Raw genomic sequence first — 26,919 nt, 5'->3', positions numbered from 1 at the left:
CACAAACTGCTTGCAGTCGAGATAGGCTACTCATATCCATTTGCAAAACAGAAGGCGTATTTTTCGGCGTTGGAGAGATTGCAAAATGGATAAGCGACTGGACAGTGTTGATGCCGCAGTGGCATCCATCGGGGATGGCGCAACGGTCATGATCGGAGGGTTTGGGGGATCTGGTGCACCAATTGAGCTCATCCATGCATTGATCAAAAAAGGGCCCAAAGACCTCACTGTTATCAACAACAATGCTGGCAATGGTCGCATAGGGATCGCTGCCATGATTGATGCCAGGATGGTTCGAAAAATGGTCTGCTCTTTCCCACGATCATCTGACCCGAGAGCATTTACTGATAAGTATCTAGCAGGTGAGATCGAACTGGAGTTGGTGCCGCAGGGCACTTTGGCTGAACGCATTCGTGCGGGTGGAGCTGGGATCCCAGCCTTCTACACACCAACTGCCTATGGGACGGAATTGGCTGCAGGAAAAAATATAAGCGAGTTTGATGGACGACCCTATGTACGGGAACGCTGGTTAAAAGCCGATTTTGCTTTGATTAAGGCGCATTATGGTGACCAGCACGGGAACTTGACCTATCGGATGGCGTCGCGAAATTTCAATCCACTCATGTGTATGGCCGCTGAAAACACGATTGTCCAAGTCTCAAAAGTTGTACCGCTCGGCGAACTTGACCCGGAACACATCATCACACCAGGAATTTTTGTGAACAGTGTTGTCGAGGTTACCCAGCCACAGCAGGAAGAAGAACTCATTCGCGCGGGAGCAACCGGATTATGATGGATATCCACGAAAATATCAAATTATCGAATGCTCAGATTGCCTGGCGAGCTGCACAGGACATCGTTGATGGCGCCTATGTTAATCTCGGAATAGGTTTCCCGGAGATGGTCGCACGATATCAACCATCCGGACGGCAAGCCATATTCCATACAGAGAATGGTGTACTGAATTTTGGCGAGGCTCCACTGTCGGGCGAAGAAGACTGGGATCTGATTAATGCCGGAAAGAAAGCTGTTACACTAAAGCCCGGAGCATCGTTCTTCCACCATGCAGACAGTTTTGCCATGGTGCGGGGCGGCCATCTGGACGTCGCTATTCTTGGTGCGTATCAGGTTGCGCAGAACGGTGATCTGGCGAACTGGCGCGTCGGTTCTTCCGGTGTTCCGGCTGTCGGCGGAGCAATGGATCTGGTTCACGGTGCCAAGCAGGTGGTTGTTATTACCGAGCATCTTACCAAAAAGGGCGAACCCAAACTCGTTGATAAATGCACATTTCCTTTGACGGGCGTTGGTTGCATCACGCGTGTGTATACCAGCCATGCTGTCATTGACGTTGAAAAAGGACATTTTGTACTTCGGGAAAAGCTTGCCGGCATGAGTGTCGAGCAACTTCAATCCATTACTGGTGCTCAGCTACATCTTGACGGACCAGTATCCGACTTGAGCGTACCGCAACTCTGAAAGAAATGAACATGAGCGAAGCATTTATCTGCGATTATATCCGCACGCCCATTGGTCGTTATGGTGGCGCGCTTTCAAGTGTGAGAGCTGATGATCTGGGCGCTATCCCGCTTGCTGAATTGATGAAGCGCAATCCATCGGTGGATTGGGAAGATGTTGACGATGTTATTTTCGGCTGTGCCAATCAGGCAGGTGAAGACAACCGAAATGTGGCCCGCATGTCATTGTTGCTTGCGGGGCTGCCAGTCTCAATATCAGGAACTACCATCAACCGCCTTTGCGGCTCCGGCATGGATGCTATCATAACGGCTGCACGTGCTATAAAATCCGGAGAGAGTGATCTAATGATAGCTGGCGGTGTCGAGAGCATGAGCCGAGCACCATTTGTCATGCCAAAAGCTGAAAGTGCATTTTCCCGTCAGCCCGAAGTTTTCGACACAACCATCGGTTGGCGCTTTGTCAATCCAATGATGAAAGCTCAATATGGCGTCGATTCAATGCCTGAAACGGGTGAGAATGTCGCTGAGAATTTCCATGTCTCTCGTGAAGATCAGGACGTATTTGCGTTCAATAGCCAGCGCAAGGCAGCTGTCGCGCAAAAAAATGGCCGGCTGGCACGCGAGATTGTGTCTGTGTCTATACCGCAACGAAAATCAATCCCCGTTATCGTTGAGAAAGACGAGCATCCTCGGGAAACAACAATCGAAACTCTTGCTGGGCTTCGCGCTCCCTTCCGAACGGGTGGAACGGTCACGGCCGGCAACGCATCCGGCGTTAATGATGGCGCAGCGGCACTCATAATCGCATCAGAGAAGGCAGTTAAAAAATATGGGCTCACACCTATTGCACGCGTTGCGGGCGGTGCCACGGCAGGTGTGCCACCGAGAGTAATGGGTATCGGGCCAGCTCCGGCAGCAAAAAAGCTACTGGCAACACTGGATTTGACCGCTGATCAACTCGATGTCATTGAACTCAATGAGGCTTTCGCCAGTCAGGGCCTAGCAACTTTGCGGGAACTTGGCATTCGTGATGATGATCCTCGCGTCAATCCAAATGGCGGGGCAATAGCATTGGGTCATCCACTTGGTATGTCGGGAGCACGGATAACCGGCACGGCCGCTCTTGAGTTGCTGGAAACAAAGGGGCGCTATTCCTTATCAGCAATGTGTGTGGGCGTCGGACAAGGGATCGCGATTATTCTGGAAAGAACTTAAATCTAAAAGAGCGTTGCCCTTTTTGGGGCAACGCATCCGAACCTTTTATGGTCTTCATAATTCTATGAAGCGATGTCGTTATTGAGAGCTTGACATGCTGCATCATGATCCAGAGAAACTCAGTGAGCTCTTGCGCATACCGCGAGCGAAAAAGAGCTTCCTATTTACATTTTTTGAGCAACATGCTGGAAAGCTTTTACTTGCTTTACTGATGATAGCCTTGCTGATTGGCTTTTGCAGATGACGAGCGACCAGCCATATGACCATTGTCATGGAAGGTATCAGCAACGCTTGCTTTCAGCCGCTTCCATGCGCTATGTGGCGAATCCATTTATCAAATGATTTTCCAGCATCACTGAGACGCCGTGTTGGATGCTTCAGAAGCATATAATGCGCATTGCTCATCAACTTTGCCTTAGGAAATGGCGCTGTCAAGTCGCCTCTGCGCAGTGCTGCATCAGCTAATTCTATTGCGTAAAGCGCAACTCCGTCGCTTTCGATTGCGGTCTGCTCAAGCAATGGGGTGTCGCGGATAATATGTCCCGATTTAAAATGTTCTAAAGGGAGGTTATTCAACCGTGCCCATGCCAGCCAATTGTCGTAATCACGATCATGTATCAATACACATCGTAGGATATCGATAGGAGAGAACAGCTTATTTTTTTGTGCGAATTCCGGAGAGCACATTGGTGTGAACGTCAGACCCATTAATGGTTCGCATTGATATTCCGGCCAACTTTCAGGGTGACCCCACTTAATAGCAATTTGCGTTTGCCCTGAAAATTCGAGGCGCTTATCAGACAAATTGAGCTGCAATTTCAACGATGGATTTTCGTTGAGAAATTTCTTGAGCCGGGGAGCAAGCCATTTGGTGCTAAAGGCCGGCTCTACTTCAATCTCCAGCGAACACTTGCCTTGAGGATTGAAAGAAGAAAATGCGGTTTCCAATGTTTTGAAGGCTGGCTCGATCTCGCTTGCTAGCTTGGCTCCCGCCTCTGTGACGAATACGTGGTGTGGTGAACGGTCGAAGAGGACAATCCCAAGCTCCTCCTCAAGCCTTTTTATGCGATGGCTTACAGCTGATTGAGTGATGTTAAGTCTCTGAGCAGAAACTGAGAAATTGCCGTCCGAATGGACTGCCAGAAATGTCGCCAATAATTCGAAGTTGGGAATTCTGTGCTGCATGATCATGACCTTTCATCATCATCATGATGCACATATTTCGTTTCCAAGCCAAGGCATATCTGAATACAATTTAGGATAATCGGTAAAAATAAACCAAATATCACAATGGCTTAACGAGGTTATCTTAAAATATGTCAAATCCAGTGGTCAGTAATCCTTGGGCTTCAAAAGATGAGCAGACATTGCGCGAAGAACTGGCTGCAGTTTTTCGATTGGCAGTACGAAATGATTGGCATGAAAGTGTGGCAAATCACTTCAGTGTTGCGGTTTCCAATGATGGCAAGCAATTCCTGATGAACCCACGCTGGCGCCATTTTTCGCGTATCAAAGCATCTGACTTGTTATTGCTTAATGCGGAGGATCCTTCAACTATGGAACGTGACGACGCTCCCGATCCGTCCGCTTGGACTATCCATGGCTGTATTCATGCTGCGAGGCCTGACGCGCGCTGCGTTTTGCACGTCCACTCGACATATAGCACTGCTTTAGCCAGTCTGGCGGATCCTGAGATTAAGCCAATTGATCAAAATACAGCCCGCTTCTTTAACCGAACAGCTATTGATATTGAGTTTGGTGGCATTGCTGATGATCAGCATGAAGGGCAAAGATTGGTCCGAAAACTGGGAAATAAAAAGTCGATGATTATGGGAAATCATGGCATTCTCGTCACTGCGGCGAGCGTGGCAGAGGCTTATGATGAGCTCTACTTTCTTGAGAAATCATGTAAGACGCTTGTGCTGGCTTATTCCACAAACCAACCATTGAATATTATGTCGGATGAACTGGCCGAAAAGACGGCCCAGGAGTGGGACGACTATCGGGAAATGGCTTTTGCACATTTCTCTGAAATGCGTCGCATCCTCGATGAGGAAGAGCCAAATTACGCTCAATGATAATTGGCATCTGTATCTACTCCGAAAAGCAAGAAGTACGTTGGGAGTAGATATGCGCCAAAATATTTCCTGGCCGGATAGCAACACCTTATCAAGGTATGGTGTTTTGGCCGCGATATCACCCACGGCTGTTACATGGTTGAAGCAATGCATATACTCATTATAGAGAGCCATTATCAGATATATCACGACGCTCTCAAGGAGCTTCTACCTGATGCGGTTATTGTCTCTACGAGCAGTATCGAGCATGCATTGACCGAAGCTGGTCAATGTTCTTTCTGGATCGGTCAGCCTGATCTGATTGTTGGTTTGCTATCATCTGGCATGAAGCCCGAATTTGTCCAGTCGAGTTGGGCGGGATTTGAGGCTTTGCTCGCGCCGGATTTGCCGAAAGATTATGTTTTCTGCCGCGCGGTCGATGTATTTGGCCAGACGATGGCGGAGTATGTGTTGTCATACATCCTCGCGCATGAGCGCCAGCACCAATTGCGTTACCAGTCGCAAAATGCTTGTATTTGGGATGATACGCAGCCCGGCACGCTCAGCGGTAAAACGTTGCTCATTGCTGGAGCCGGTAATATTGGTGCTTCAGTTGCAGATTTTTTCCGACCTTTTGGCGTAAGGTTATTGGGTGTCGCAAGAACGATACGCGACTATGATTCATTTGACTATGTTGGGTGTTTGAATGAGATGAGTGATCTGGTTGGAAAGTCCGACTATGTCGTTAACCTCCTTCCGGATACCCCTGAAACGCGTAATCTCTTTAATGAAAGCCTTTTTCAGTGTTTTCGTCGCACTGCGGTATTCGTTAATGCTGGCCGGGGCTCAGCTGTTGTAGAACCTGACTTGATTAAAGCCATAAACAATGGCTGGTTAGCGAAAGCAGTTCTCGATGTATTTTGCCAAGAGCCTCTTCAACCCAATTCAAAGCTTTGGTCAACACCTGGCATTCTGTTAACTGCGCACGTTGCAGCACCAAGTGCGCCGCTTGCAGTTGCGCAGCTTTTCGTCGACAACGTGAATCGGCTGAAGGGCAGGATCCCACTTCGTGGTCAGGTTGAGCTTGGAAAGTATCAAGCTCAATCTGAATCAGCCACATGATTGTTTAAGGGATCGTACAAATCCGCGCCCCGCATCTGCATTAGCTTTGAAAGCCGATGAGCCGTGTCTTTCAATGCTTCACAATGCGCTTCAAAATTCTCCTCAATAACAGCACGGTAGGGACCCGTTACACCCACTGCATATAAGATCGGTGCCCGTTGCAATATGACGGGGACTGCAATTGTACCCAGTCCCGCCACATGTTCAGCAAGATCTGTGGAGTAACCGCGGGAGCGGATTAATTCATATTCCTCAAGCAGAGGGGCGGCTTGGGTTTTGGTCTGATCTGTAAATTGTATCAGGTTTTCAGAGAGTATCTTATCGATCAGTTCTGGCGATTGAAATGCCATTATAGCTTTCCCAGACGCTGTAGCATTGATCGGCATTGCCATGCCGGGCATTACATATGTTCGCACCGGAGTATCCGGAGCAACGCAAGTGACAGAGCGAATTTCATTTCCATCCAGCTTTGAAATAAATGCAGACTGTCCGGTTTTTTCCGCCAGAATCTGCAAAGGCTTTTGCGCTAATGTAACAACCCAGCTTGTATCAGGTGACGTGTGGAGCAGTTTGAGTAGCCGATCTCCAAGTTTGAAAGTTCGGTTCCGAGAATTGTTGGTGCTGATCATGCCGCTGCTAATCAGAGCGTGTAACAAGCGATTGACAGTTGTCTTGGGAAGATCGAGCGCCGTTTCAAGCTCTGCAGCGGTCAGACCATCAGTGAAAGGGGCAACTGTTTCCATAATTGCTATGTAGCGCTCAAGCGGGCTATCTTTGTTCGCAGCGTCATTCATAAGTTAAATCTTCTATCCTCGGTTCCATAAGGCGATTAGCTACAGGCCAAGTTATTGTCTGGTCACTCAGATCATTGAACGGGATTCTACTATTGAACAAATAATCGCATTCGGCAATCAGCGAGTAAATTGTCCCAATGTAAGGTAATAAGAAAATGAGCAAAATTATCCAATATTAAGCGTCCTGCCATTGGCGCTCAAAAAATTGAAGACTTAGTTTGCAGGAGAGAAAGGGCTGCGGAATCCGCAGCCCTGAAAGCTTGTCAGTATTCTTTATTCTCACCCACATCCGCAGCGGATGTAGGAAGGCCGTAGCTTGTCAGTGCTTCTCCAATGACACCATCATCGCGATAGCTCTTAAGCGATTTGTTCATGGCATCCACAAATGTTGGATTGTTGTGAGACATCAGGAAGGCGGTCTGTGTCGGCAACGTTGTCGCCGCCACTCGTGGGTCTGGCTGATATAATTTAACCTGAACATCGTTACCTTTGTTTAGGTTGACTGCTGCGCCAAAACCTTCAATCCCGGCGTCGATCCGCCCAGCCTGCACATCCTGTGCCAGATTAAGAGAGGATGGATAAGTTTTCACGTTGTCGTATAATTTTTCCAGATCTCCTACCCAGGAATAGCCCTCGACAGTTCCGACACGCTTGCCTTTGAGCTGATCAATTGTCTCAAAGCCTTCTTTGGATTCAACCGCAACCTGATCAAGGTAGACAGCATCGCTGAGCGCGACCACTTTGCCGCGCGCAGCAGTCCGATAGAAGCCGCCTATTGCCACATCAGCACGCCCCGATTGAATAGCTGAAACGGCAGCCGGATAGCTAAATATTTCGTATTCTACGGTCAGGCAATTGTCTTTGGCGAATTTCTGAAGGATCTGGCCATCAATTCCGGAAACTCCGTTTTCTTCGACCGAATAAGGTGGCGTATTTGTAAGGGCAACGCTGAGAACGCCAGCTTTGATTGGTTCTATGGAATGCTTTGGTGTGCAATCTTGCGCTCCTGCAACAGTGGCAGTCATCGTGGTCAAGACAAGTGCGCCCAATAGAGTGAACTTATTTGCTTTCATGTTACCCTCCGGTTTGTCGATTTATTGGTTGCCTAACTTCATGAGAGATCGTGAGTGATGGCGATCGCTTCTTAATCGCTCACACGATCTCATTCTCAAATATAAAGTTCCGAAAATCGGGAATTATCTTTATAAATGGAACTATGTCTCATCGCTCGGTTTTGTCAAGCGGTGCACAAGTGGGTCAAACGAGGTTCCAACCCTATTGTAACCGGACAAGCCATTGTTTGAATGAAAGAAATTGATAGTTCCGATAAATAAAATAAATTTCGATAAGTGGAACTATTGACTTTCAGCATTTTATAAAACCATTATTCGGTAACAATACCAATAATCGGAACATAAAATGACCCAATCCTTGCCACGTGTCACGTACTCCAACATTGGAGTGGATTTTTCCCCGGTACATGATTTCCTTGATGAAATATTGCCGGGCTTCGAAAAAAATGAGCTTGGAAGACAATGGGAGGTACCCTTTGCGACTGGGTCAATGCATTCGGTTAAGAGCCCAATTCATCCGTCTATTTCGCTTGGTTCGTTTCCGACGTCTACATCTGCCGATGTCGACGCCGCCATTGCTGCATCAAAGCAGGCAGCTATTTCCTGGCGAGTTTCGTCACTGGAAGAGCGCCTTGCTTTCGCGGCACGCTGGAGAGACATGCTTGAAGACGAAAAGTATCGTCTAGGGTTGGCAGCACTTTATGAGGTTGGCAAATCTCGTCTGGAAGCAATCGGAGAGGCGGAAGAAGCCGTCGATATGCTCGACTACTACCCTTCAGAATTGCGGGATAACAACGGGTTTGTCCGCTCAATGAACGAGCTTGTGGAGTTTGAAACTGCCACAAGCGTTCTCAAACCATATGGTGTGTTTGCGGTTATCGCACCTTTCAACTTCCCGCTTGCCCTATCGATCGGAATGATCGCTGGTGCCTTGATTACGGGCAATACAGTGGTCTTTAAGCCGTCGCCGGAATGCCAACTGACTGGCCTGTTGATCGCTGAGACGTTGCAGAAGGCCGGATTGCCTGAAGGTGTCTTTAGTATTGTGCTGGGTGGGGCAGACGTCGGTCAGGGCCTTTCGCAGCATCCTGACATCGATGGCGTTGCATTTACGGGGTCTCATAACACCGGCATGAGTATTTTCCGACATATGGCTACACAGCCATGGATGAAGCCAGTTATCGCTGAAATGGGCGGAAAAAATCCAACATATGTGACCGCGAATGCTGATCTGGATCGGGCAGCTCAAGGCGTTGTCCGCTCAGCTTTCGGACTACAGGGCCAGAAGTGTTCAGCTTGTTCAGTTGTCTACGTTGATAATGCAGTGAAGAATGATTTCATTGCGCGTTGTGTTGCCTTTGCAGAAAAGTTGAACATTGGCGATCCGCGTGAGCGTGATACTTTTATGGGCCCACTTTACAGTGAGGCAGCGACAAAGCGCTTTGCTAGCTCTGTTGCTCAAGCCCGGTCTGAGGGAATTGTTCATTTCGGGGGGCAGCCGATCGAAGGCAAACCTGAAAACTACTTCAGTCCAGCTATTGTTGAGATGCACAGTCCTTCGAACCTGACGCGCGATGAATTGTTCATGCCATTTGTTGTCGTGCGCGGTGTCACCTCGCTGGAAAGCGGTGTCACAGAAGGCAATAGCGTCGCTTATGGTCTTTCGGCGGGCATTTTCACACGTGATGAGGAGGAACTTAACTACTTCCTCAATAATGCTCAGGCTGGGGTCCTTTATGCCAATCGCGCTAGCGGTGCAACAACAGGTGCATGGCCAGGTGCGCAGCCATTCTGCGGTTGGAAAGGCACTGGCGTAAGTGGGAAAGGTGGTCTGGGAGCTTATTTCCTGCCACAGTTCATGCGTGAACAAAGCCACACAATCATGACCCGCTAGGCATCATAAAGCGCTTTATTGAGAAGATCACTCATGTCACGTTATCCAGACGATTGCCCTAAATCCCGCGAGTTGTTTAACCGCGCAAAAAAAGTAATGCCGGGTGGAAACACTCGCACGACTGTTTTCATCGATCCGTTTCCTATCTACGCAGAACGCGGTGACGGGTGCCGTATGTGGGATGTTGACGGAAATGAATATTACGATTGTATCAACAACTTCACTGCGATGATTCACGGCTATTCCCAGCCGGCAGCCAATGCTGCTGTTGCCGACCAGTTGCCTTTAGGAACAGCTTTCGGTGCGCCAACGTTGAGCGAAATTGAACTGGCTGAGCTCCTTGTTGAACGTTTGCCGTCGGTCGAGCAGATCCGTTTTGCCAATTCCGGTACCGAAGGCGTCATGATGGCAATTAAGGCGGCACGAGCATATACGGGTCGACCAAAAATCGTGAAGATTGAAGGTGCATACCACGGCTCGTATGACTTTGCTGAGGTCAGTCTCGATAGTGCTCCCTCTAACTGGGGAGATTTGCCTGTTTCAACCGCTTACGCAAAAGGTACGCCGAAGGGTGTGCTTGCTGATGTGATTGCTGTGCCTTTCAATGATTCAGAAGCGCTCAGAGCTGTGTTCAAGGCCGATGGTGAGAGCATTGCTGCGGTGTTAATTGATCCTATGCCCAACCGCGCAGGCTTGATTCCAGCTCGTTCGGAGTATCTGCAGGTCCTAACTGAAACCGCACGGGAACGTGGCGCTCTTGTGATATTTGATGAGGTGATTTCGTTCCGTCTCGGATATTCTGGTGCGCAGGGACTATGGGAGGTAACTCCAGACCTGACGGCACTCGGAAAGATTATTGGCGGTGGCTATCCTGTTGGAGCAGTAGGTGGTCGCGCAGATGTTATGGCGGTGTTTGATCCGACGCGTGGTAAACCAGCACTTCCGCATGGCGGCACTTTCACAGCAAATCCCGTTACAATGCGGGCCGGACTTGCTGCTATGCAGGCACTTAAACCTGATGTGTTCACGCACCTCGATAAAATTGGTGCATTGCTTCGTGAAGGCACAAACAAAGCTCTCCAAAAATACAATATTCCAGGCCGTTGTGTTGGTATGGGGTCACTCTTCAAGATCCACTTTACGGATAATGACGTTGTAGACTATCGTTCGGTTTATCCTTCAGCAGATCAGCGAAGGAAGCTTGATGCATTGCATAAAGGGCTTCTGCAGCGTGGTGTACTTTCAGCAAGTTATGGCCTGTTTGCATTGTCGACACCCATGACTGAGGCTGATGCGTTCAATATTTTGGCGGCTATAGACAACACTTTTAAGGATATTGCGGCGCATTAGGTAGCGCCGCATCTCTAAAATTCGATCCCCCGTTGGGCTCATGCGTAGTGTGTACCGGGTGATGGGGCAGGCATTCGCAAAGACGAGTGTCATAGCGCGGTAAGCTGCGTGACCAGTTCATACCCAGACAAGCAGGAATAGAAATGACAAAGTCGCCACATGTGGTTGTAATTGGTGCCGGAACGCTCGGTATGTGCACTGCATATAATCTCGCCAAACAAGGGGCTCACGTAACCGTTCTCGACGCGAATGCTATTGCATCGGGTTCCAGTGGGCGTTCTGTTGGCGTTATTGGAACTCAGTTTACAGATCCATTTGAGATACAGTTACGACAGTATTCAATGCGCCAGTTTCGTGAATTCGAAACATTTGGCCTGAATATAAATCGCATTGGCTACCTTCGACTTGCACGAACATCTGAACAGATGAAACTATTTGCTCAATCTGTTTTAATGCAGCAGGAAGCCGGTTTCAGATCCCGCGTCTATGAAGCAGACCAACTTACCGAACTCGTTCCCCATATAAGCACTGAGGGTTTGGCAGGTGGCATTTTCGGACCGGACGACGGTTTCATCGATCCGCATGAACTTTGCATGTTGCTTGCCGAAAAAGTGAAAGCATCCGGAAATGTTGTCCGTCAGTTCTGTAAGCTTGAAAATGCAGAACGGTTGTCATCCGGTTATCGATTGCAGACCAGCAAAGGTCTGATTGACTGCGATATGGTTGTGAATGCTGGGGGGGCATGGGCGCCTCAGGTCGCGGAGCTTTTTGGCCAGACACTTCGGATTAAGCCCGAGCGTCATGAGGCAATCACCATTCAGCTTGATGAACCACTGTCATATACCATGCCAATGGTTATGGATCTCGTTAACGGCGAAGGAACGGGACTAAATTTCCGCCACGAAAAGCCCAACGAACTGATAGCTGAAGTCCACAAAGTTGCATCACTGGAACCAGAAAATCCTGATCTTTATAATGATCAATGTGAAGAAGCTTCCAAGATTGACTTAGCAGAACTCTTACTCGAGCGCGTACCTGACCTTCCGGGGGCACGTTTGGGACGTGGTTGGGCTGGGCTATATCCAATGACGCACGACAAACGGCCCTTCATCGGTCCAATCGACTCATCTGAACCTCGTCTCATTACAGCTGCGGGCGCAGGTGGTTATGGCATTCAGCTATCGCCTGTCATTGGCCAGATTGCGGCAGATTGGATCCTTAAAGGCGAGGTTCACTTTTTCCCTGAAGCAGTAAGGCTCAGGCCAACTGATGAGCGCAATATCTCGAGTTAAATTTGAGGATGCGCTGTCAGTTACCTCACGAGGGGAGCCTTCTTGAAGGCTACACGCTTAAAAACACCGTTGCTCAAACACGGGTACAGAGATGCAAGAAGCAAATTTTATAGTCCGGCTTAAAGACATCAACGTTCACTACGGAAAATACCACGCGGTTAAGAACGTCACGCTTGATATTAAAAAAGGTGAGGTTGTTGCAATTGTGGGTCCAAGCGGCGCTGGCAAAAGCACATTCCTTCGAACGATTAATATGCTGGAACAGCCTGTTTCAGGATCGCTGCAAGTTGGGTCATTTACATTCAGTCTGGATAAGGCGCTTGAAAATGCGCAGCTTTTGCGACTGAGGCGATCAACGGGAATGGTTTTCCAGTCTTTTAATCTGTTTCCTCATATGACGGTTCGCAGAAATATTTCTCTTCCGCAAATGCGCGTTTTGGGTCGTAGCCAACAGGAAGCGGATAAACGTACGATGCAACTGCTGGAACGGGTTCATCTGGGCGATAAAGCAGATTCCTATCCAGCCCGCCTGTCGGGTGGTCAGCAGCAGCGAATTGCAATCGCTCGGGCGCTCGCACTTGATCCGGATGTGATGCTTTTTGATGAGCCGACCTCTGCACTCGATCCTGAACTTGGTCTGGAAGTGCTAGCAGTTATGCGAGAGCTGGCTCAGGATGGCATGACCATGATCGTTGTCACTCACGAGATTGCATTTGCTGCCGAAGTGGCCGACCGTCTCATTGTGATGGCGGATGGCCAGATACTTGAGGAAGGCATTCCAGCAGAGGTTATTCGCAATCCTGCTTCTCCGCGCACGCAGAAGTTTTTTCGCGCTATAGTGGACCGTCACTGATGATGGATCTCTTGTTCAATCTTCTTAGAGGCGTGCCTGCAACACTCGCTTTGACGGCAGGGGGATTTGCAATCGGTGCAATCCTCGGTGTGCCGCTCGTTTTAATGCGGAAGTCACAGCTTTCCCTTCCACGCATTCTGGCGCGATGTTTCATTGACATTGCGCGTGGCATACCTCCAGTCGTGTGGCTGTTCATCATCTTCTTCGGACTTGGAACCGGACTCATTCGGCTGACGTCACTACAGGCGGGCATTATTGGGCTTGGTCTGGTTTCCGCCGCTTACCTCGCGGAAATATACCGAGGTGGGTTTATGGCTCTTCATCCGGGTCAGTCTGAAGCTGCAACGGCACTTGGAATGCCGAAAACTGATATCCTAAGGTTCATTACTGCCCCTCAGGTCTTACGGGTATCCATTCCACCTATGGCGACTTTTTTTGTTGGCTTGCTTAAAGATAGTACCGTTGCTTCGACGATCGGCGTCCGCGATATTATGATGTACACATCACAGGCCGCACAGGCGCAGTCTGGTGGCTTTGCACCGTTTTTGTTTGCAGCCGTCCTCTATATCTTGTTGTCAGTACCTGTCGCGGTTTTCTCGCGTGTTATGGATGACAAATTGCGCCGGAGACTGTCATAATGTCTGAGACCCTCACGAACATAATCGACTGGGCGCCACAGCTCTTTACCGGCCTTCTCGTTAGTTTGCGCCTAACTGGCCTTGCTTTGTTACTGGGCCTTCCCCTTGGCCTCGCCCTTGCTTTGTTGTCGATGACGAAGACCACGTCATTACGATATCTCGCAGTGGGTCTTGTTGAAATTGGCCGTGGTGCACCAGCACTCATCGTCTTGCAAATGGTATATTACGGCCTGCCATCTGTGGGTGTAAATACGTCAGCCTTTATTGCTGCTGCCCTGGCATTAGCTCTAACTACTGCAGCCTATACCAGTGAAATTTTGCGTGCCGGACTTAACGCTGTCCCCAAGAAAGAGATAGAAGCAGGACAGGCATTGGGAATGACGCAGAGCGATATCATGCGTTTCGTTGTTGTTCCACAAGGGGTCCTGTTTGCTGTCCCCGCTTTGATGGGCTTTGCTATCCTTATTTTCCAGGCAAGTGCGTTGGCCTTCACGATCTCTGTTCCTGAATTGCTAGCCAGAGCCTATCGAATTGGTGCTGCAACTTATCTTTACCTTGATGTCCTTCTCCTTGCCGGCGCATTTTATCTGGCTGTTACCATTCCATTTGGTTGGTTGGTTGCATCAACAGAGCGACGTTTGGGAAAGCATTTGGGCTAAGCTGTGTTTGCAGCGAACGACAGCCGATTAAAGTCTAAGGTAACTGTAAAATGAAACGTGTCCTTGTCGCAGTAAAGCGGGTTGTAGATTACAACGTAAAGATCCGTGTTAAGGGTGATGGTTCAGGCGTTGAGCTTGCGAACGTCAAGATGTCGATGAACCCTTTTGACGAGATCGCGGTTGAAGAAGCGATCCGTTTGAAGGAAGCAGGCAAGGTCACGGAAATCGTCGTGGTTTCGGTGGGTCCGGCACAGGCGCAGGAAACGTTGCGCACCGCACTTGCCATGGGTGCTGACCGGGCAATTCTGGTGAAGACTGACGAAACCGTCGAGCCGCTTGGTGTTGCCAAGGTTCTGAAGGGCGTGGTCGATGCTGAACAGCCGGACCTCGTGTTCCTCGGCAAGCAGGCGATTGACGACGATAGCAACCAGACCGGCCAGATGCTTTCGGCACTGCTCAACTGGAGCCAGGCAACATTCGCCTCGAAGGTGGAGCTTGCTGACGGTTCGGCCAAGGTAACGCGCGAAGTCGATGGCGGTCTGCAGACCATTGATGTGAAGCTTCCAGCCATTGTCACAGTTGATCTTCGTTTGAACCAGCCGCGCTATGCATCGCTGCCAAACATCATGAAGGCCAAGAAGAAGCCGCTTGATGAGAAGTCGCCTGCCGATTTCGGTGCTGATATTGCGCCGCGCCTCAAGGTTCTGAAGACCGAAGAGCCGGGTGGCCGTAAGGCTGGCGTGAAGGTTGGCTCGGTTTCCGAGCTGGTTGAGAAGCTTAAAGCCGACGGCGTATTGTAAGAGATCGGAAGGAACAAACACATGGCTATTCTTCTTATTGCCGAACACGACAATGCAAGCCTTTCCGATCAGACTGCAAAGGCACTGACAGCAGCTGCCCAGATCGGTGGCGATGTCGATATTCTGGTTGCTGGCAAGGGCGCGAAAGCAGCCGCCGATGCAGCTGCCAAGCTTTCTGGCGTTCGCAAGGTCCTGTTGGCTGAAAGCGATGCGCTGGAAAACCGTCTGGCCGAGCCATTGGCTGCAGCCATCGTTGAACTCGCAGGAAACTACGACACAATCATTGCACCAGCCACCACTTCGGCCAAGAACGTGCTGCCACGCGTTGCAGCACTTCTTGATGTGATGCAGCTGTCGGAAATCATGGAAGTTGTGTCCGCTGACACCTTCAAGCGTCCGATCTATGCGGGCAATGCGATCCAGACCGTGCAGTCGACCGATGCCAAGAAGGTCATCACGGTTCGTACGGCTTCTTTCTCGGCAACGGGTGAGGGCGGTTCGGCTCTAGTTGAAAGCATCAATGCGGCTGCTGATCCGGCACTGTCGAGCTTTGTTGAAAACAAGCTTTCGGGTGGTGATCGTCCGGAACTGACTTCTGCCAAGATCATCATCTCGGGCGGTCGTGCGCTTGGTTCGTCGGAGAAGTTTGAGGAAGTGATCCTTCCTGTTGCCGACAAGCTTGGTGCTGCCGTTGGCGCCAGCCGTGCAGCAGTTGATGCGGGTTATGCACCAAACGACTGGCAGGTTGGCCAGACCGGTAAGGTGGTTGCACCGGAACTTTACATCGCAGTCGGTATTTCCGGCGCGATCCAGCATCTGGCTGGCATGAAAGACAGCCGCGTGATTGTTGCGATCAACAAGGATGAAGAAGCACCGATCTTCCAGGTGGCTGATTATGGCCTCGTTGGTGATCTCTTCACGATCCTGCCAGAGCTGCAAAAAGCGCTCTAAATGTTCGCAGATAACGAGCTTCCCGAACGCGAAAGCATGGAATTTGATGTTGTGATTGTCGGCGCAGGCCCTGCTGGCCTTGCTGCGGCTATTCGGTTCAAACAAATCAATCCGGAGCTTTCAGTCGTCGTTCTTGAAAAGGGCGGGGAAGTTGGCGCGCATATCCTGTCGGGCGCCGTCGTTGATCCAAGTGGTATCGATCAGCTTCTGCCAGGCTGGCGTGAGGAAGAGGGGCATCCGTTCAAGACCCCTGTGACCGCCGACCATTTCCTGCTGCTTGGTCCTGCGGGTTCGGTGCGTCTGCCAAATTTCGCCATGCCACCGCTGATGAACAATCACGGCAATTACATCGTGTCACTCGGCAATGTCTGCCGCTGGCTTGGCACGAAAGCAGAAGAGCTAGGTGTTGAAATCTACCCGGGCTTTGCTGCCACCGAAGTGCTTTATAATGATGAAGGCGCTGTAATCGGTGTTGCTACTGGTGATATGGGTGTCGAGCGTGATGGCTCGCACGGTCCAAATTACACGCGCGGCATGGCGCTGCTTGGCAAATATGTTCTGATCGGTGAAGGCGCACGCGGCTCGTTGGCAAAGGAACTGATCGCGAGGTTCAAGCTTGATGAGGGTCGTGAACCAGCCAAGTTTGGTATCGGCCTCAAGGAACTCTGGCAGGTCGATCCATCCAAGCATAAGCCGGGTCTGGTACAGCATTCATTTGGCTGGCCGCTTGATATGAAGACCGGCGGTGGCTCGTTCCTCTACCATCTTGAAGACAATATGGTTGCAGTCGGCTTCGTACTGCATCTCAACTACAAGAACCCTTATCTGTCGCCGTTTGAAGAGTTCCAGCGGTTCAAGACGCATCCGGCGATCCGCGATACATTCGAGGGTGGCAAACGCCTTTCTTATGGCGCGCGCGCGATTACCGAAGGTGGTTTCCAGTCAGTGCCAAAACTGTCCTTCCCGGGTGGTGCGCTGATCGGCTGTTCGGCTGGCTTCGTCAACGTTCCCCGCATCAAGGGCAGTCATAACGCAGTTCTGTCGGGCATTCTTGCCGCCGACAAGATTGCGGAAGCATTGGCCGCTGGTCGTGCCAATGATGAGCCGATTGAAATCGAAAACAGCTGGCGTAACAGCGCTATCGGCAAGGATCTCAAGAAGGTCCGCAATGTGAAGCCGCTCTGGTCGAAGCTCGGAACGGTTATGGGTGTTGCTCTCGGTGGTCTTGATATGTGGACCAATCAGCTGTTTGGCTTCTCATTCTTTGGTACGCTGAAGCATGGGAAGAACGATGCGCAAAGCCTTGAGCCAGCAGCAAAGCACAAGAAGATCGATTATCCGAAGCCGGATGGTGTGCTGACCTTTGATCGTCTTTCGTCAGTGTTTCTTTCGAACACCAACCATGACGAAAACGAGCCTGTGCATCTGCAGGTAGCTGACATGAAGCTGCAGCAGACATCAGAGCATGATGTCTTTGCAGGTCCATCGACGCGCTACTGCCCTGCAGGCGTTTATGAATGGGTGGATGCTGACGGCAATTCCGCGGCTGATCCGCAGGCCAAGGATGTTCGCTTTGTGATCAACGCGCAGAATTGCGTGCATTGCAAAACTTGCGATATCAAGGACCCGAACCAGAACATCAACTGGGTTCCGCCACAAGGCGGCGAAGGACCGGTTTACGTAAACATGTAATGTTGGCTATTCCTATAGTATAGCCTGTGCTGCTCTCTGTGATAGGAAATCCGTGACGTTGAATATAGCATCGGCCTCTTGCCATAACGCTTGGCTACAATCAGAAGGGCCTTAATTCAGCAATATCATTGGGAGGGGTGGCGGCATTCAACATAGGTCGAACCTGCCACACTTGGCAGTTATTTGCTTGATGAGTATAAAATCAGAGCGGTCGTGCCGCAGCTATCGAACCCGCGCTCAATGGCTACCATTCGTTGAGAGAAACACCATTTGAGGCTCCATGGAGAAACTCTGTTCTTTCCATTCGCTAACTCTCAACGATAGAATAAAAATCAACAGATTGTGGGGTCAGATCATCGTTGCGCTCGAAAGGCTGTCGCGAAAGCGGTTGCTTACGGAAACTGATTTTGCGCGCCAAGCTGGTGCATTACCGGCGAAAATACTGAGTTTCTCCCCGCTGGTTCAATAAATTAATTCGGAGCGGGTCGTTCTTCGACCCGGTGACGGCCATGCATCTCATTAATCCTGATCGGGAAACAGCCCCGGCATCCACCGTCCCGCGTACTTGGCTGGAAACGCTAGTTTGAGCGCCGCGCGCGTTGATGTGGAGGACAGAGCACCTATTTCGAGAAGCACGGACGTAACGCGCCGCGCGGTGCGATCACTAGTACCAAGAATCGCCTGGACCTCTCCGCGCTCAATCTGCCCCTGATAGAGGACGGCCTTCATTACGGTATCAGCTTTTTGTCACTGTCAAGCGGGAGGGTGCCGGTCAAGCTTCAACCATCAGCATAATTATCAACGGTTTCGCCGCAGCGATGACGATGGCATCCGAGCTGTATTGAACCTTCAGAAGCTTTGCTTTCAAACGAATGAAAACGGAAAGGATCACATCGAAAAGCAGATCCCACTGGCCGAACGTCGCAGGCCATTTGGGCTAAAGCCGCTTAAAGTCCCTGTCGGTTACGTTGCCGATTGATGGATCGTCATTGCTCGACCGCTTATCGAGATATCGTGCGCAACAGCGATCGTTACAGTGATCTACCCGATCACAACGGCCATTACCTGGCCCGGAGTAAAAGAAGACGCCGCAGATGAATTGTTTTCATCTGCGGCGTCTTCTTCATGTGATGAACTCGGCACATTAGCCGCAAGTCGCAGAAGCTGATGATTTCGCCTGATCTGCAACTCTGTCATGCTCAATCGCTTGTTGCTGTGACTGCGCTCTCGCTGTGCCACTCAGTATTTGTGCGCAATAACGCGAGCGCTTGGCTGCTTCACGATTAATTAGTTCAGCACCTCTAGAATTTAAGCACGCACCACCCGAGCTTGCCTTAGCTTGAACACTTTGTATCCAGCGGATGAAAGGCGTATTCGTCGCCCCTTCACAGTCAGCACGATTATCGGGTGGAACGGGCGGGAAATCCGAAGACGATGCGGTCGCTACAGATACCCTGCTTGTCTGAGTACTTGTCGACGCCGAGTTTTGCCGCTCTTGAGCTTTTCTTGCCAGTATGCCCTTAAGCCGATCCTGTTCTTCGCTGCTAAATTCTCTTGAACCAAAATGATAATCAAGCAGTAACTGATTGTCTGATAGACGAGGTTTACTTACACAACCAGTTATCAGTATGGCAGAGCAAATTGCAGCTGCCGGCATGAGAATGCCCATTCTAGACTTCATATTGTCCCCTCCAAGCAAGAACTTCCCTGCTAGCGGAATGATGTCTCATTTCAACATCGCGGGCAAACGCTTAATCAATACAGACGTCATGGATGGTTTGCTCTTCTGTTTTCAGCGAACAATAGTGAAAAGAATTGTCAGGGGCGGACATTGTCAGACGAAACTAAAAAGAGCCGATCCCTGCAAAATAACTAAGGGAAGTCTCCATGGACCCTACTCTAAAACAATGACATGGCAACAAACCTGCCCTCGTTACAAAAGCGGCTGCATTGCACGCTGGTAAGTCGCTGTCGCAGCGATGAGCCGTTAAGGCGAACGCGGAAGTACGCCGGACAAAGCGCCGGAGGATGACGCATCGTTAGGCACGGACTGGCGCAGCATTGCGATGTCCAGTTTCCGCCGAAAGTCATTACGTAGTCAGGACGTTCAAACAAAGGGCGCCCGAACGCAATGAAATCTGCTTGCTTCGACTGTAAGATGGCTTCGGCTCTTTCGGCGTCGCGTATCAGCCCGACGGTGATATCCGGAATATCGAGTTCCCGCCGTATCTCGGTTGCGAATGGCACCTGAAACTCGGGACCATTGTCGAATGAGGTGCGATGCAACAGCCCTCCTGACGACACACCGACGGCCGCAAGTCAAAATGGGATAAGCGGCTTGAGGTGAGCTGCAGCTTGGAGTGGTGTCAAACCGCCATCGGCGAAATCCGTTGCCGATACGCGCACGACCAATGGATAGTTTTTTTCGACCACATCCCTTACGGAAGCGAAGACGCCACCCCCACTCGCCCCGGCCTGCCGTGGCGGGCCAGAGACTTGCACAGAAACCGCTTGGCAGCGATTAAATTAAGGTTTTAGCTGAAATAGAACTCAACCGTATCGCCATAGCTACCGATCGCACGATACAGGTAGAGCCGCTCGCCTTGATCTTAATTTACGTCCATCAAGGTTCCATTTACGTGTGACCTGGCGCTTCTATCGGTTGAACTGTTCAAGCAGTTTTGGACTCTCTTAAGATCCCAGCGATGCAGTTTGGATGGTCCACCTCAACACCATGTTCTGCCATTATCTCCTTCAGATCACCAAGCCTGAGATTGTAAGCAAGGTACCCTCGAACGCACAGCAGAATGACGGATTTATCGAAATGACGGCCTTTAAACATCAAAAATAATCAGATCTTTAAAAGTCAGAATCCTATCAGACCATGCGTTGACAAAAAGTTTGCAACAGATCCCAACAAAAGCGGCTTGCGCCAAAATCCAACGATTTAGGCCAATAGGAGACGCCGTTTTGGTTGGTCCGAACATACTTCGGGTTAGCTTATAAGAACCTCAAAAATGGACGCCCGGATAAGTTTTAGGATTCTAAGATAACGACACTGGCCTTCAACGCGGCTACTTTCAATCATCAGTTAAAGCATTCAACAAGCGCAATTTAGTGCGGTTCAACTCGAATCCGCAGAGGGAAATTCTGTTCTTTTTCAACAAAGGGCGCCCGCAACGAGTAGTGTTGGAGGATCTCGTGAATATAAATTTCAGATCATCGGGTATATCTGCAGAGCGTATCTCAACACGGCGGATTCTTGTAGCAGGCGGTGCAGGATTTCTCGGTTCTCATCTTTGCGAGCGCCTACTGAACGAAGGAAATTTTGTCATCTGCGTCGATAATTTTTCGACGGGGCGGCTTGAGAACCTGCGCAATCTCCTGCGATACGACACGTTCAGCTTCGTGCGGCACGATATTGTAAACCCGATCGATCTGCCGGTGGACGAGATTTATAATCTCGCATGCCCCGCATCGCCGCCGCAATATCAAGCCGATCCGGTACATACAATGAAGACGAGCGTCATCGGCTCGCTCAATCTGCTCGAGCTTGCAGCGCATTATCAGGCACGGATTTTTCAGGCTTCCACGTCGGAAGTGTATGGCGACCCCCAAACACATCCACAACCGGAAGCCTATTGGGGCAATGTGAACTCGTTCGGCCCCCGGTCCTGCTATGACGAAGGCAAGCGCTCGGCCGAAACACTGTTCTACGATTTTCACAAGCAGTATGGCGTCGACATCCGCATCGTGCGCATCTTCAACACCTATGGCCCGCGCATGCGACCCGATGATGGCCGTGTCGTGTCGAACTTCATCGTTCAGGCCCTCAAGCGCGAAGACATCACCATCTATGGCGACGGCTCGCAGACCCGTTCCTTTTGCTATGTCGATGACCTGATCGAAGGATTTAGCCGGTTGATGAACAGCCCGATTCAGAAGCCCGTCAATCTCGGCAATCCGGGGGAGTTCACCGTGCGTGAGCTGGCCGAGCAGATCATTGCGCTGACAAACTCATCCTCGCGCATCGTCTATCGCCCACTGCCCACTGATGATCCGCGCCAGCGGTGCCCCGACATTACACTCGCTAAACGTGAGCTTGGCTGGGAACCACAGATTGCACTGGTCGAAGGACTGAAGCAGACGGTCGCCTATTTTGAACGCCAGTTGGTCAGACCATCGGGCGAGCTTTTCGAGGTGGCGAAATGACCCCGTGGAACATACTGGTCACCGGTGGCGCTGGCTTCATTGGCAGCCATACCGCCAAACTTCTGCACAAGAGCGGATTCTCGCCGGTCGTCTATGACAACCTGTCGACGGGTCACCGGTCTTCCGTGCGCTGGGGCGAGTTTGTCGAGGGTGATACGCTTTCGCAGGAACAGCTTATCGCTGCCGTCAGGACCTTTGAGCCGGTAGCAATCATCCACTTTGCGGCCTCGGCCTATGTGGGTGAATCAGTCACGGACCCCGCGAAATATTATCGCAATAATGTCGGCGGGATCCAGTCCGTTCTGGAAGTCAGTCGCCTGACAGGCGGGCGCCCTGTCATTTTCTCGTCGAGCTGCGCCACTTATGGCATTCCGGATGTGCTGCCAATCCGCGAAAGAGAAGTGCAGAATCCAATCAATCCCTATGGTCGGACAAAGCTGATCGCGGAACATATGCTGGCCGACTATTCAGCAGCCTATGGCATGTCCTATGCGGCGTTGCGCTACTTCAATGCTTGCGGCGCCGATCTGGACGGTGAGCTGGGAGAAATGCACGTTCCTGAAACCCACCTGATCCCGCGCGCCATGCTGGCTGCGGCGGGCATGGCAGATTGTCTGGAAGTCTATGGCGACGATTATGAAACGTCGGATGGCACCTGCATTCGCGATTATATTCACGTGGAAGATCTGGCACGGGCCCATGTGCTTGCGGTCGAGCATCTTCTGAATGGCGGCGGCAATCTGGTCCTTAATCTGGGAACCGGACGTGGGACATCTATCAAGGAAATCGTTGATGCGATACACCGGCTCACCGGACGCAAGGTGCCTGTCGAAATGCGCGCACGCCGGGCTGGTGATCCGCCGGCTCTTTATGCCGACCCGGCTGCAGCGGCTGCAAAGCTTGGCTTTCGCACGCTCCATTCCGATCTCGACACCATCATCCGCACAGCTGCGCCCTTCTTTGGTCTGGAGATTCGGACATGACAAGGCGCGAATTTCATCCGGCCATTGACGGCGAAAATGGCGAAAGGGAACCATTGCTGGCACCCATCTTCACCGGCCGCAAACGGGTGGAATATGTGGTGGGCATCATCCTGTGGGCTCTCGCTATCAGCTATTTCTGGCAATGGTGGTTCATCAGTGCAAAGCACAATCATCTGGTCGGCTCCATTCTGGTAACGGCACTCTTGGCCTGGATCACGATCCTGCCGCTTTATTTCATCACTGTTTTCTTCCATGCAGCGCGCCCGACCGGCCCGCTTCGCATCCCCGCCGGAAGCCGCGTCGCCATGGTCGTCACCAAGGCTCCGTCAGAACCTTTCGAGGTGGTGGCTGAAACATTGCGCGCAATGCTGGCGCAAGATGTGCCGCACGATACATGGCTTGCCGACGAGGATCCTTCACCCTCGACGCTTGCCTGGTGTCGGGAGCACGGCGTGTTCGTTTCCACGCGCAAGGGCCGTGCTGACTATCATCGGCAGACCTGGCCGCGCCGTACCCGCTGCAAGGAGGGCAATCTCGCCTTCTTCTACGATCATTATGGTTATGAGCGCTATGATTTCGTCTCGCAGCTCGATGCCGACCATGTGCCAGAACCGGGTTATCTCTTCAACGTGCTGCGGCCCTTCGCCGATCCCGCTGTGGGTTATGTTTCCGCACCGAGCATCTGTGATCGCAATGCGAATGAAAGCTGGTCGGCCCGGGGGCGTCTCTATGTGGAAGCCAGTATGCATGGCTCGCTGCAGGCCGGTTACAATGGCGGCTTTGCCCCGGTCTGCATCGGCTCTCATTATGCGGTACGCACGGCGGCATTGAAGGAAATCGGCGGTCTTGGACCGGAACTCGCTGAGGATCATTCCACGACCCTGTTCATGAATGCGCATGGCTGGCGGGGTGTTCATGCGCTGGATGCCATTGCCCATGGCGACGGTCCGCGCACCTTTGCCGATCTTGTGACGCAGGAATTCCAGTGGTCGCGCAGTCTTGTGATGATCCTGCTACAATATACGCCGAAGCTGATCGGTCGGTTGCCCCTGCGTCTGAAGATCCAGTTCCTATTCTCGCAACTCTGGTATCCTCTCTACGCGTTCTTCCTGGCGCTGACATTCATTCTGCCGATAGCCATTCTGGCTTATGGCGATAATTTCGTCAGCGTTACCTATCCTGCCTTCCTGACGCACTTCATGCCGCAATCGCTCGTGATTTTGGCGCTGGCATTCTGGTGGCGTTCGAGTAAGACCTTTCGCCCGGTCGACGGCAGGATTTTCAGCTGGGAGGCGATGCTGTTCCTGCTTGCGCGGTGGCCCTGGGTTCTGGCTGGAACCTTCGCAGCTTTCCGTGACTGGCTGACCGGTTCCTTTGTTGATTTTCGCGTCACGCCGAAAGGCTCATCCGAGGTCGATCCTGTGCCACTACGGGTGATCGCTCCCTATGCGATGATCTCCGGCCTGTCCATTATGCCCGTCCTCTTCTTCAGTGCTGCCGATCAGACACGCGGCTTCTTCGTCTTCGCCATCATCAATGCGTGCTTCTACCTGTTCTTGATGACGATGATCGTGATCCAGCACACACGCGAAAATCACGTGCGGATGACGAGCCGCTTCTATCGGCCAGCAATGGCTTGCAGTTTTACGGCGCTGGTCGCGCTGACTGGGTTTACTACTGTCGAGCGCGGACGCGACGGCATTGAGGCACTGAGTTGGGGCACGAAAAGCTTCACGGTATTTGACGACCGCTTCTCGGTTGCCGGTGCCGGCGTAGGCGGACGTGACGTCCACAGGACAATTTTCAATCCACGCTGGCGCACGAATACCGCTAGCGGAACGGACTAGCAGGAAAGGCGCGACGATTATGAAGATCGCTGTCATTGGTACGGGATATGTCGGATTGGTGAGTGGCACGTGCTTCGCGGCATGGGGACACGAGGTCGTCTGCGTCGACAAGGACGCCCAGAAGATTGTCGGGCTGGAGCGCGGCATCGTGCCGATCTACGAACCTGGGCTGGACGAACTGGTGGAACGCAATTTTGCCTTTGGTCGGCTGAACTTCACCACCAATCTGGAGGAAGCCGTCAAGGGTGCGGAGCTTGTCTTCATTGCCGTTGGCACACCAGCACGGGCGGGCCAAGGCGACGCCGATCTGTCCTTCGTCTATATGGCCGCTCGCGCGCTTGCGCCGCTGATCGACGACCACAGCGTCGTCGTGATCAAGTCCACCGTTCCGGTCGGCACAGGCGATGTGGTGCAGAAGATCATAGGCTCGGTTCGAAGGTCCGGCACATTCTCCGTTGCGTCCAATCCGGAGTTCCTGCGCGAGGGTGTCGCGATCCGCGATTTCCTCGAGCCTGATCGCGTCGTCATCGGTGTGGAAGATGAACGTGCACGTTCGGTACTCGTCGCCCTTTATGCTCCGCCACTCGAGGCAGCAAAGACGCCAATTGTAATTACGCAGCGCCGGACATCGGAACTGATCAAATATGCGGCCAATGCTTTTCTCGCAACCAAGATCACCTTCATCAACGAACTGGCGGATCTGTGTGAGGAAGTCGGCAGCGATGTCACCGAGCTGGCGCTCGGCATGGGGCTGGACAAGCGTATCGGTACCAGTTTTCTCAATGCTGGGCCGGGGTATGGTGGCTCCTGTTTTCCAAAGGATACGGTTGCGCTGTTGCGAACTGCCCAGGATCACGGGGTTGCCCTGCGACTCGTCGAGGAAACGGTCACCGTCAATGAAGCGCGCAAGCGTCGCATGGCGCTGAAGGTTCTGGATGCGCTCGGCGGCAGTGTCGAAGGCCGAACGATTGCCGTCCTCGGCCTCACGTTCAAACCCGATACAGATGATATGCGCGACGCACCGTCCATCCCGCTCATCGAAACCTTGCAGCGCTTCGGTGCCAGCATCCGGGCCTACGATCCCGCCGGAATGGAGAATTCACGCAGTCTTCTCAGGGACGTCGAGTTTTACGACGATCCCTACGAGTGCCTGAGCACTGTCGATGCAGCGGTGGTCGTGACCGAATGGGACAGTGTCCGCAAACTCGATCTCGTTCGGATGAAACAGGTCATGCGGGACGCTGTACTCGTCGATCTGCGCAATGTTTTTTCACCGGCGATTGCCAGGAATCTGGGCTTCCGGATTTCGACAATCGGCCGTCCCATTCAACAGCGGCAGGAAGCAAGACCAACAAACGTTCTGCCGCACGCGCGCATCCGTCAAGCGCAAGCACCCTTGGCGGGTGCGCGCAACCTTAAGGTCGTGGGAGGTTCAAATGAAACATGTGATGTATGAAGACCAACGGTACCGATCTGGTCGGAACGCTGATCGGCGCAGATGCGTTCTGCCGCTGGTTGTCCTGCTTGCGGGGCTAAGCGGACCGGCTGGAGCGGCGACAGTTCCGTCAAATGGTTTGCCCGACGGCGCCCGTGTGATGACTCCTGCCGAGCTTTACCTACTCTATCGTGACAAGAACTGGCAGTGGGTTGACGGAGCTGGCCGGATGGAAAGCCAGAACCGTCGTTTCACCGCCCGTGTTGATGGCGAGAAAGGCAAGGCCTGGGCGGAAGGACGCTGGCGGATCACCTGGTCTGGTCAGATGTGTTTCGATGCGAAGTGGCATCTGGATCAGGGAGTTTTTTCGAACAAGACCTGTTTCTCCCACCGCATCGCCGATGGGACGATCTATCAAAAACGCGAGCCGAACGGTGTCTGGTACGTCTTCCGACAAGCTGGTGAAAACAAGGATGATGAGGCGCATAAGCTCCTCCCCATCGAAACAATAACGCCAAAAACGGAAGCGCTGAATCTGGTGCTGCCCGTTGGCCTATCGCCCGTACAATAAAGGAGG

24 protein-coding genes are annotated in these 26,919 nt (G+C 51.7%); 19 read left to right on the top strand and 5 right to left on the bottom strand.

The genetic code is table 11. From position 1 onward, the window contains the following. Positions 1 to 85: 85 nt before the first annotated feature. From KMS41_22690 to pcaF, 3 genes are read left to right on the top strand one after another with little or no spacing between them, the layout of a single operon-like run. Positions 86 to 793: a 3-oxoacid CoA-transferase subunit A gene (locus tag KMS41_22690; protein QWK80538.1), complete on the top strand. Its 708-nt coding sequence runs from the start codon at positions 86 to 88 to the stop codon at positions 791 to 793. Then, on the top strand, positions 787 to 1,476 hold the full coding sequence (locus KMS41_22685; protein QWK81186.1) for a 3-oxoacid CoA-transferase subunit B: 690 nt from the start codon (positions 787 to 789) through the stop codon (positions 1,474 to 1,476). The genes KMS41_22690 and KMS41_22685 overlap by 7 nt, the downstream gene beginning before the upstream one ends. An 11-nt stretch (positions 1,477 to 1,487) precedes the next feature. Further along, entirely contained in the window at positions 1,488 to 2,690 is a 1,203-nt protein-coding gene (pcaF, locus tag KMS41_22680) for a 3-oxoadipyl-CoA thiolase (GenBank protein ID QWK80537.1), read from the top strand. Between the two features lie 297 nt (positions 2,691 to 2,987). Here pcaF and KMS41_22675 read toward each other — a convergent pair whose 3' ends face one another. Then, positions 2,988 to 3,881, bottom strand: a complete 894-nt coding sequence (locus tag KMS41_22675; GenBank protein QWK80536.1) for a LysR family transcriptional regulator — start codon at positions 3,879 to 3,881, stop codon at positions 2,988 to 2,990. Positions 3,882 to 4,006: 125 nt separating this feature from the next. Here KMS41_22675 and KMS41_22670 point away from each other — a divergent pair, with 125 nt between their 5' ends. Both KMS41_22670 and KMS41_22665 read left to right on the top strand, forming a co-directional pair. Beyond that, positions 4,007 to 4,768 (top strand): class II aldolase and adducin N-terminal domain-containing protein, encoded by a 762-nt coding sequence (locus KMS41_22670; GenBank protein QWK80535.1) that lies wholly within the window; start codon positions 4,007 to 4,009, stop codon positions 4,766 to 4,768. Positions 4,769 to 4,903: 135 nt separating this feature from the next. Continuing rightward, positions 4,904 to 5,869, top strand: coding sequence for a D-2-hydroxyacid dehydrogenase (locus KMS41_22665; GenBank protein QWK80534.1), 966 nt, complete (start codon positions 4,904 to 4,906; stop codon positions 5,867 to 5,869). On the opposite strand, the gene KMS41_22660 is transcribed toward KMS41_22665, so the two are convergent. Further along, the gene (locus KMS41_22660; protein ID QWK80533.1) at positions 5,848 to 6,663 is read right to left on the bottom strand and encodes an IclR family transcriptional regulator; all 816 of its coding nucleotides are present in this window, start codon (positions 6,661 to 6,663) and stop codon (positions 5,848 to 5,850) included. The two genes, KMS41_22665 and KMS41_22660, sit on opposite strands and share 22 nt — an antisense overlap. Before the next feature lie 263 nt (positions 6,664 to 6,926). Then, positions 6,927 to 7,736, bottom strand: a complete 810-nt coding sequence (locus KMS41_22655; protein QWK80532.1) for a transporter substrate-binding domain-containing protein — start codon at positions 7,734 to 7,736, stop codon at positions 6,927 to 6,929. 346 nt (positions 7,737 to 8,082) lie between these two features. Between KMS41_22655 and KMS41_22650 the strand changes: the two genes are divergently transcribed. The 9 genes from KMS41_22650 to KMS41_22610 all read left to right on the top strand — a co-directional run bounded on the left by KMS41_22650 (position 8,083) and on the right by KMS41_22610 (position 17,865). Then, positions 8,083 to 9,630 carry an aldehyde dehydrogenase family protein gene (locus KMS41_22650; protein QWK80531.1) on the top strand — a complete coding sequence of 516 codons (1,548 nt, stop codon included), beginning with the start codon at positions 8,083 to 8,085 and terminating at the stop codon, positions 9,628 to 9,630. A 33-nt stretch (positions 9,631 to 9,663) separates the two neighbouring features. Next, positions 9,664 to 10,980: an aspartate aminotransferase family protein gene (locus KMS41_22645; GenBank protein QWK80530.1), complete on the top strand. Its 1,317-nt coding sequence runs from the start codon at positions 9,664 to 9,666 to the stop codon at positions 10,978 to 10,980. Positions 10,981 to 11,123: 143 nt separating this feature from the next. Then, complete coding sequence (locus tag KMS41_22640; GenBank protein QWK80529.1) at positions 11,124 to 12,272, top strand: FAD-binding oxidoreductase; 1,149 nt, start codon at positions 11,124 to 11,126, stop codon at positions 12,270 to 12,272. Positions 12,273 to 12,381: 109 nt separating this feature from the next. Then, positions 12,382 to 13,125 carry an amino acid ABC transporter ATP-binding protein gene (locus KMS41_22635; protein ID QWK81185.1) on the top strand — a complete coding sequence of 248 codons (744 nt, stop codon included), beginning with the start codon at positions 12,382 to 12,384 and terminating at the stop codon, positions 13,123 to 13,125. Next, on the top strand, positions 13,125 to 13,763 hold the full coding sequence (locus KMS41_22630) for an amino acid ABC transporter permease (protein ID QWK80528.1): 639 nt from the start codon (positions 13,125 to 13,127) through the stop codon (positions 13,761 to 13,763). Before KMS41_22635 ends, KMS41_22630 begins: the two co-directional genes overlap by 1 nt. Beyond that, positions 13,763 to 14,422 (top strand): ABC transporter permease subunit, encoded by a 660-nt coding sequence (locus KMS41_22625; GenBank protein QWK80527.1) that lies wholly within the window; start codon positions 13,763 to 13,765, stop codon positions 14,420 to 14,422. The genes KMS41_22630 and KMS41_22625 overlap by 1 nt, the downstream gene beginning before the upstream one ends. 50 nt (positions 14,423 to 14,472) lie before the next feature. After that, the gene (locus tag KMS41_22620) at positions 14,473 to 15,222 is read left to right on the top strand and encodes an electron transfer flavoprotein subunit beta/FixA family protein (protein QWK80526.1); all 750 of its coding nucleotides are present in this window, start codon (positions 14,473 to 14,475) and stop codon (positions 15,220 to 15,222) included. A gap of 21 nt (positions 15,223 to 15,243) precedes the next feature. Continuing rightward, a complete protein-coding gene (locus KMS41_22615; protein QWK80525.1) occupies positions 15,244 to 16,173 on the top strand; it encodes an electron transfer flavoprotein subunit alpha/FixB family protein in 930 nt (309 codons plus the stop codon). Then, the gene (locus tag KMS41_22610; protein ID QWK80524.1) at positions 16,174 to 17,865 is read left to right on the top strand and encodes an electron transfer flavoprotein-ubiquinone oxidoreductase; all 1,692 of its coding nucleotides are present in this window, start codon (positions 16,174 to 16,176) and stop codon (positions 17,863 to 17,865) included. 519 nt (positions 17,866 to 18,384) lie between these two features. Here KMS41_22610 and KMS41_22605 read toward each other — a convergent pair. Both KMS41_22605 and KMS41_22600 read right to left on the bottom strand, forming a co-directional pair. Beyond that, positions 18,385 to 18,594 (bottom strand): hypothetical protein, encoded by a 210-nt coding sequence (locus KMS41_22605; protein QWK80523.1) that lies wholly within the window; start codon positions 18,592 to 18,594, stop codon positions 18,385 to 18,387. Positions 18,595 to 19,764: 1,170 nt separating this feature from the next. Continuing rightward, on the bottom strand, positions 19,765 to 20,151 hold the full coding sequence (locus tag KMS41_22600; protein ID QWK80522.1) for a hypothetical protein: 387 nt from the start codon (positions 20,149 to 20,151) through the stop codon (positions 19,765 to 19,767). Between the two features lie 915 nt (positions 20,152 to 21,066). On the opposite strand from KMS41_22600, the gene KMS41_22595 reads away from it, so the two are divergent. The 5 genes from KMS41_22595 to KMS41_22575 are packed head-to-tail and all read left to right on the top strand — an operon-like array spanning position 21,067 to position 26,913. Further along, positions 21,067 to 22,077: an SDR family oxidoreductase gene (locus tag KMS41_22595; GenBank protein QWK80521.1), complete on the top strand. Its 1,011-nt coding sequence runs from the start codon at positions 21,067 to 21,069 to the stop codon at positions 22,075 to 22,077. Next, positions 22,074 to 23,060 (top strand): UDP-glucose 4-epimerase GalE, encoded by a 987-nt coding sequence (gene galE, locus KMS41_22590; protein ID QWK80520.1) that lies wholly within the window; start codon positions 22,074 to 22,076, stop codon positions 23,058 to 23,060. Before KMS41_22595 ends, galE begins: the two co-directional genes overlap by 4 nt. 23 nt (positions 23,061 to 23,083) lie before the next feature. Continuing rightward, positions 23,084 to 24,907 carry a glycosyltransferase gene (locus KMS41_22585; protein QWK81184.1) on the top strand — a complete coding sequence of 608 codons (1,824 nt, stop codon included), beginning with the start codon at positions 23,084 to 23,086 and terminating at the stop codon, positions 24,905 to 24,907. 19 nt (positions 24,908 to 24,926) lie between these two features. Beyond that, complete coding sequence (locus KMS41_22580) at positions 24,927 to 26,363, top strand: UDP-glucose/GDP-mannose dehydrogenase family protein (protein QWK80519.1); 1,437 nt, start codon at positions 24,927 to 24,929, stop codon at positions 26,361 to 26,363. Next, positions 26,344 to 26,913 (top strand): DUF995 domain-containing protein, encoded by a 570-nt coding sequence (locus KMS41_22575; GenBank protein QWK80518.1) that lies wholly within the window; start codon positions 26,344 to 26,346, stop codon positions 26,911 to 26,913. Before KMS41_22580 ends, KMS41_22575 begins: the two co-directional genes overlap by 20 nt. Positions 26,914 to 26,919 lie beyond the last annotated feature (6 nt).

The sequence above is a fragment of the Ochrobactrum sp. BTU1 genome (genome assembly GCA_018798825.1).
GTDB lineage: Bacteria > Pseudomonadota > Alphaproteobacteria > Rhizobiales > Rhizobiaceae > Brucella.
This window is presented reverse-complemented; position numbering and strand designations above follow the sequence as displayed.

What these genes read in the sequence shown, in the direction of transcription:
- KMS41_22690 (QWK80538.1), top strand. Translation starts at nt 86, where the DNA reads ATGGATAAGCGACTGGACAGTGTTGATGCCGCAGTGGCATCCATCGGG.
- pcaF (QWK80537.1), top strand. Translation starts at nt 1,488, where the DNA reads ATGAGCGAAGCATTTATCTGCGATTATATCCGCACGCCCATTGGTCGT.
- KMS41_22675 (QWK80536.1), bottom strand. Translation starts at nt 3,881, where the DNA reads ATGATCATGCAGCACAGAATTCCCAACTTCGAATTATTGGCGACATTT.
- KMS41_22670 (QWK80535.1), top strand. Translation starts at nt 4,007, where the DNA reads ATGTCAAATCCAGTGGTCAGTAATCCTTGGGCTTCAAAAGATGAGCAG.
- KMS41_22665 (QWK80534.1), top strand. Translation starts at nt 4,904, where the DNA reads ATGGTTGAAGCAATGCATATACTCATTATAGAGAGCCATTATCAGATA.
- KMS41_22660 (QWK80533.1), bottom strand. Translation starts at nt 6,663, where the DNA reads ATGAATGACGCTGCGAACAAAGATAGCCCGCTTGAGCGCTACATAGCA.
- KMS41_22655 (QWK80532.1), bottom strand. Translation starts at nt 7,736, where the DNA reads ATGAAAGCAAATAAGTTCACTCTATTGGGCGCACTTGTCTTGACCACG.
- KMS41_22650 (QWK80531.1), top strand. Translation starts at nt 8,083, where the DNA reads ATGACCCAATCCTTGCCACGTGTCACGTACTCCAACATTGGAGTGGAT.
- KMS41_22645 (QWK80530.1), top strand. Translation starts at nt 9,664, where the DNA reads ATGTCACGTTATCCAGACGATTGCCCTAAATCCCGCGAGTTGTTTAAC.
- KMS41_22640 (QWK80529.1), top strand. Translation starts at nt 11,124, where the DNA reads ATGACAAAGTCGCCACATGTGGTTGTAATTGGTGCCGGAACGCTCGGT.
- KMS41_22630 (QWK80528.1), top strand. Translation starts at nt 13,125, where the DNA reads ATGATGGATCTCTTGTTCAATCTTCTTAGAGGCGTGCCTGCAACACTC.
- KMS41_22625 (QWK80527.1), top strand. Translation starts at nt 13,763, where the DNA reads ATGTCTGAGACCCTCACGAACATAATCGACTGGGCGCCACAGCTCTTT.
- KMS41_22620 (QWK80526.1), top strand. Translation starts at nt 14,473, where the DNA reads ATGAAACGTGTCCTTGTCGCAGTAAAGCGGGTTGTAGATTACAACGTA.
- KMS41_22615 (QWK80525.1), top strand. Translation starts at nt 15,244, where the DNA reads ATGGCTATTCTTCTTATTGCCGAACACGACAATGCAAGCCTTTCCGAT.
- KMS41_22610 (QWK80524.1), top strand. Translation starts at nt 16,174, where the DNA reads ATGTTCGCAGATAACGAGCTTCCCGAACGCGAAAGCATGGAATTTGAT.
- KMS41_22605 (QWK80523.1), bottom strand. Translation starts at nt 18,594, where the DNA reads ATGAAGGCCGTCCTCTATCAGGGGCAGATTGAGCGCGGAGAGGTCCAG.
- galE (QWK80520.1), top strand. Translation starts at nt 22,074, where the DNA reads ATGACCCCGTGGAACATACTGGTCACCGGTGGCGCTGGCTTCATTGGC.
- KMS41_22580 (QWK80519.1), top strand. Translation starts at nt 24,927, where the DNA reads ATGAAGATCGCTGTCATTGGTACGGGATATGTCGGATTGGTGAGTGGC.
- KMS41_22575 (QWK80518.1), top strand. Translation starts at nt 26,344, where the DNA reads ATGAAACATGTGATGTATGAAGACCAACGGTACCGATCTGGTCGGAAC.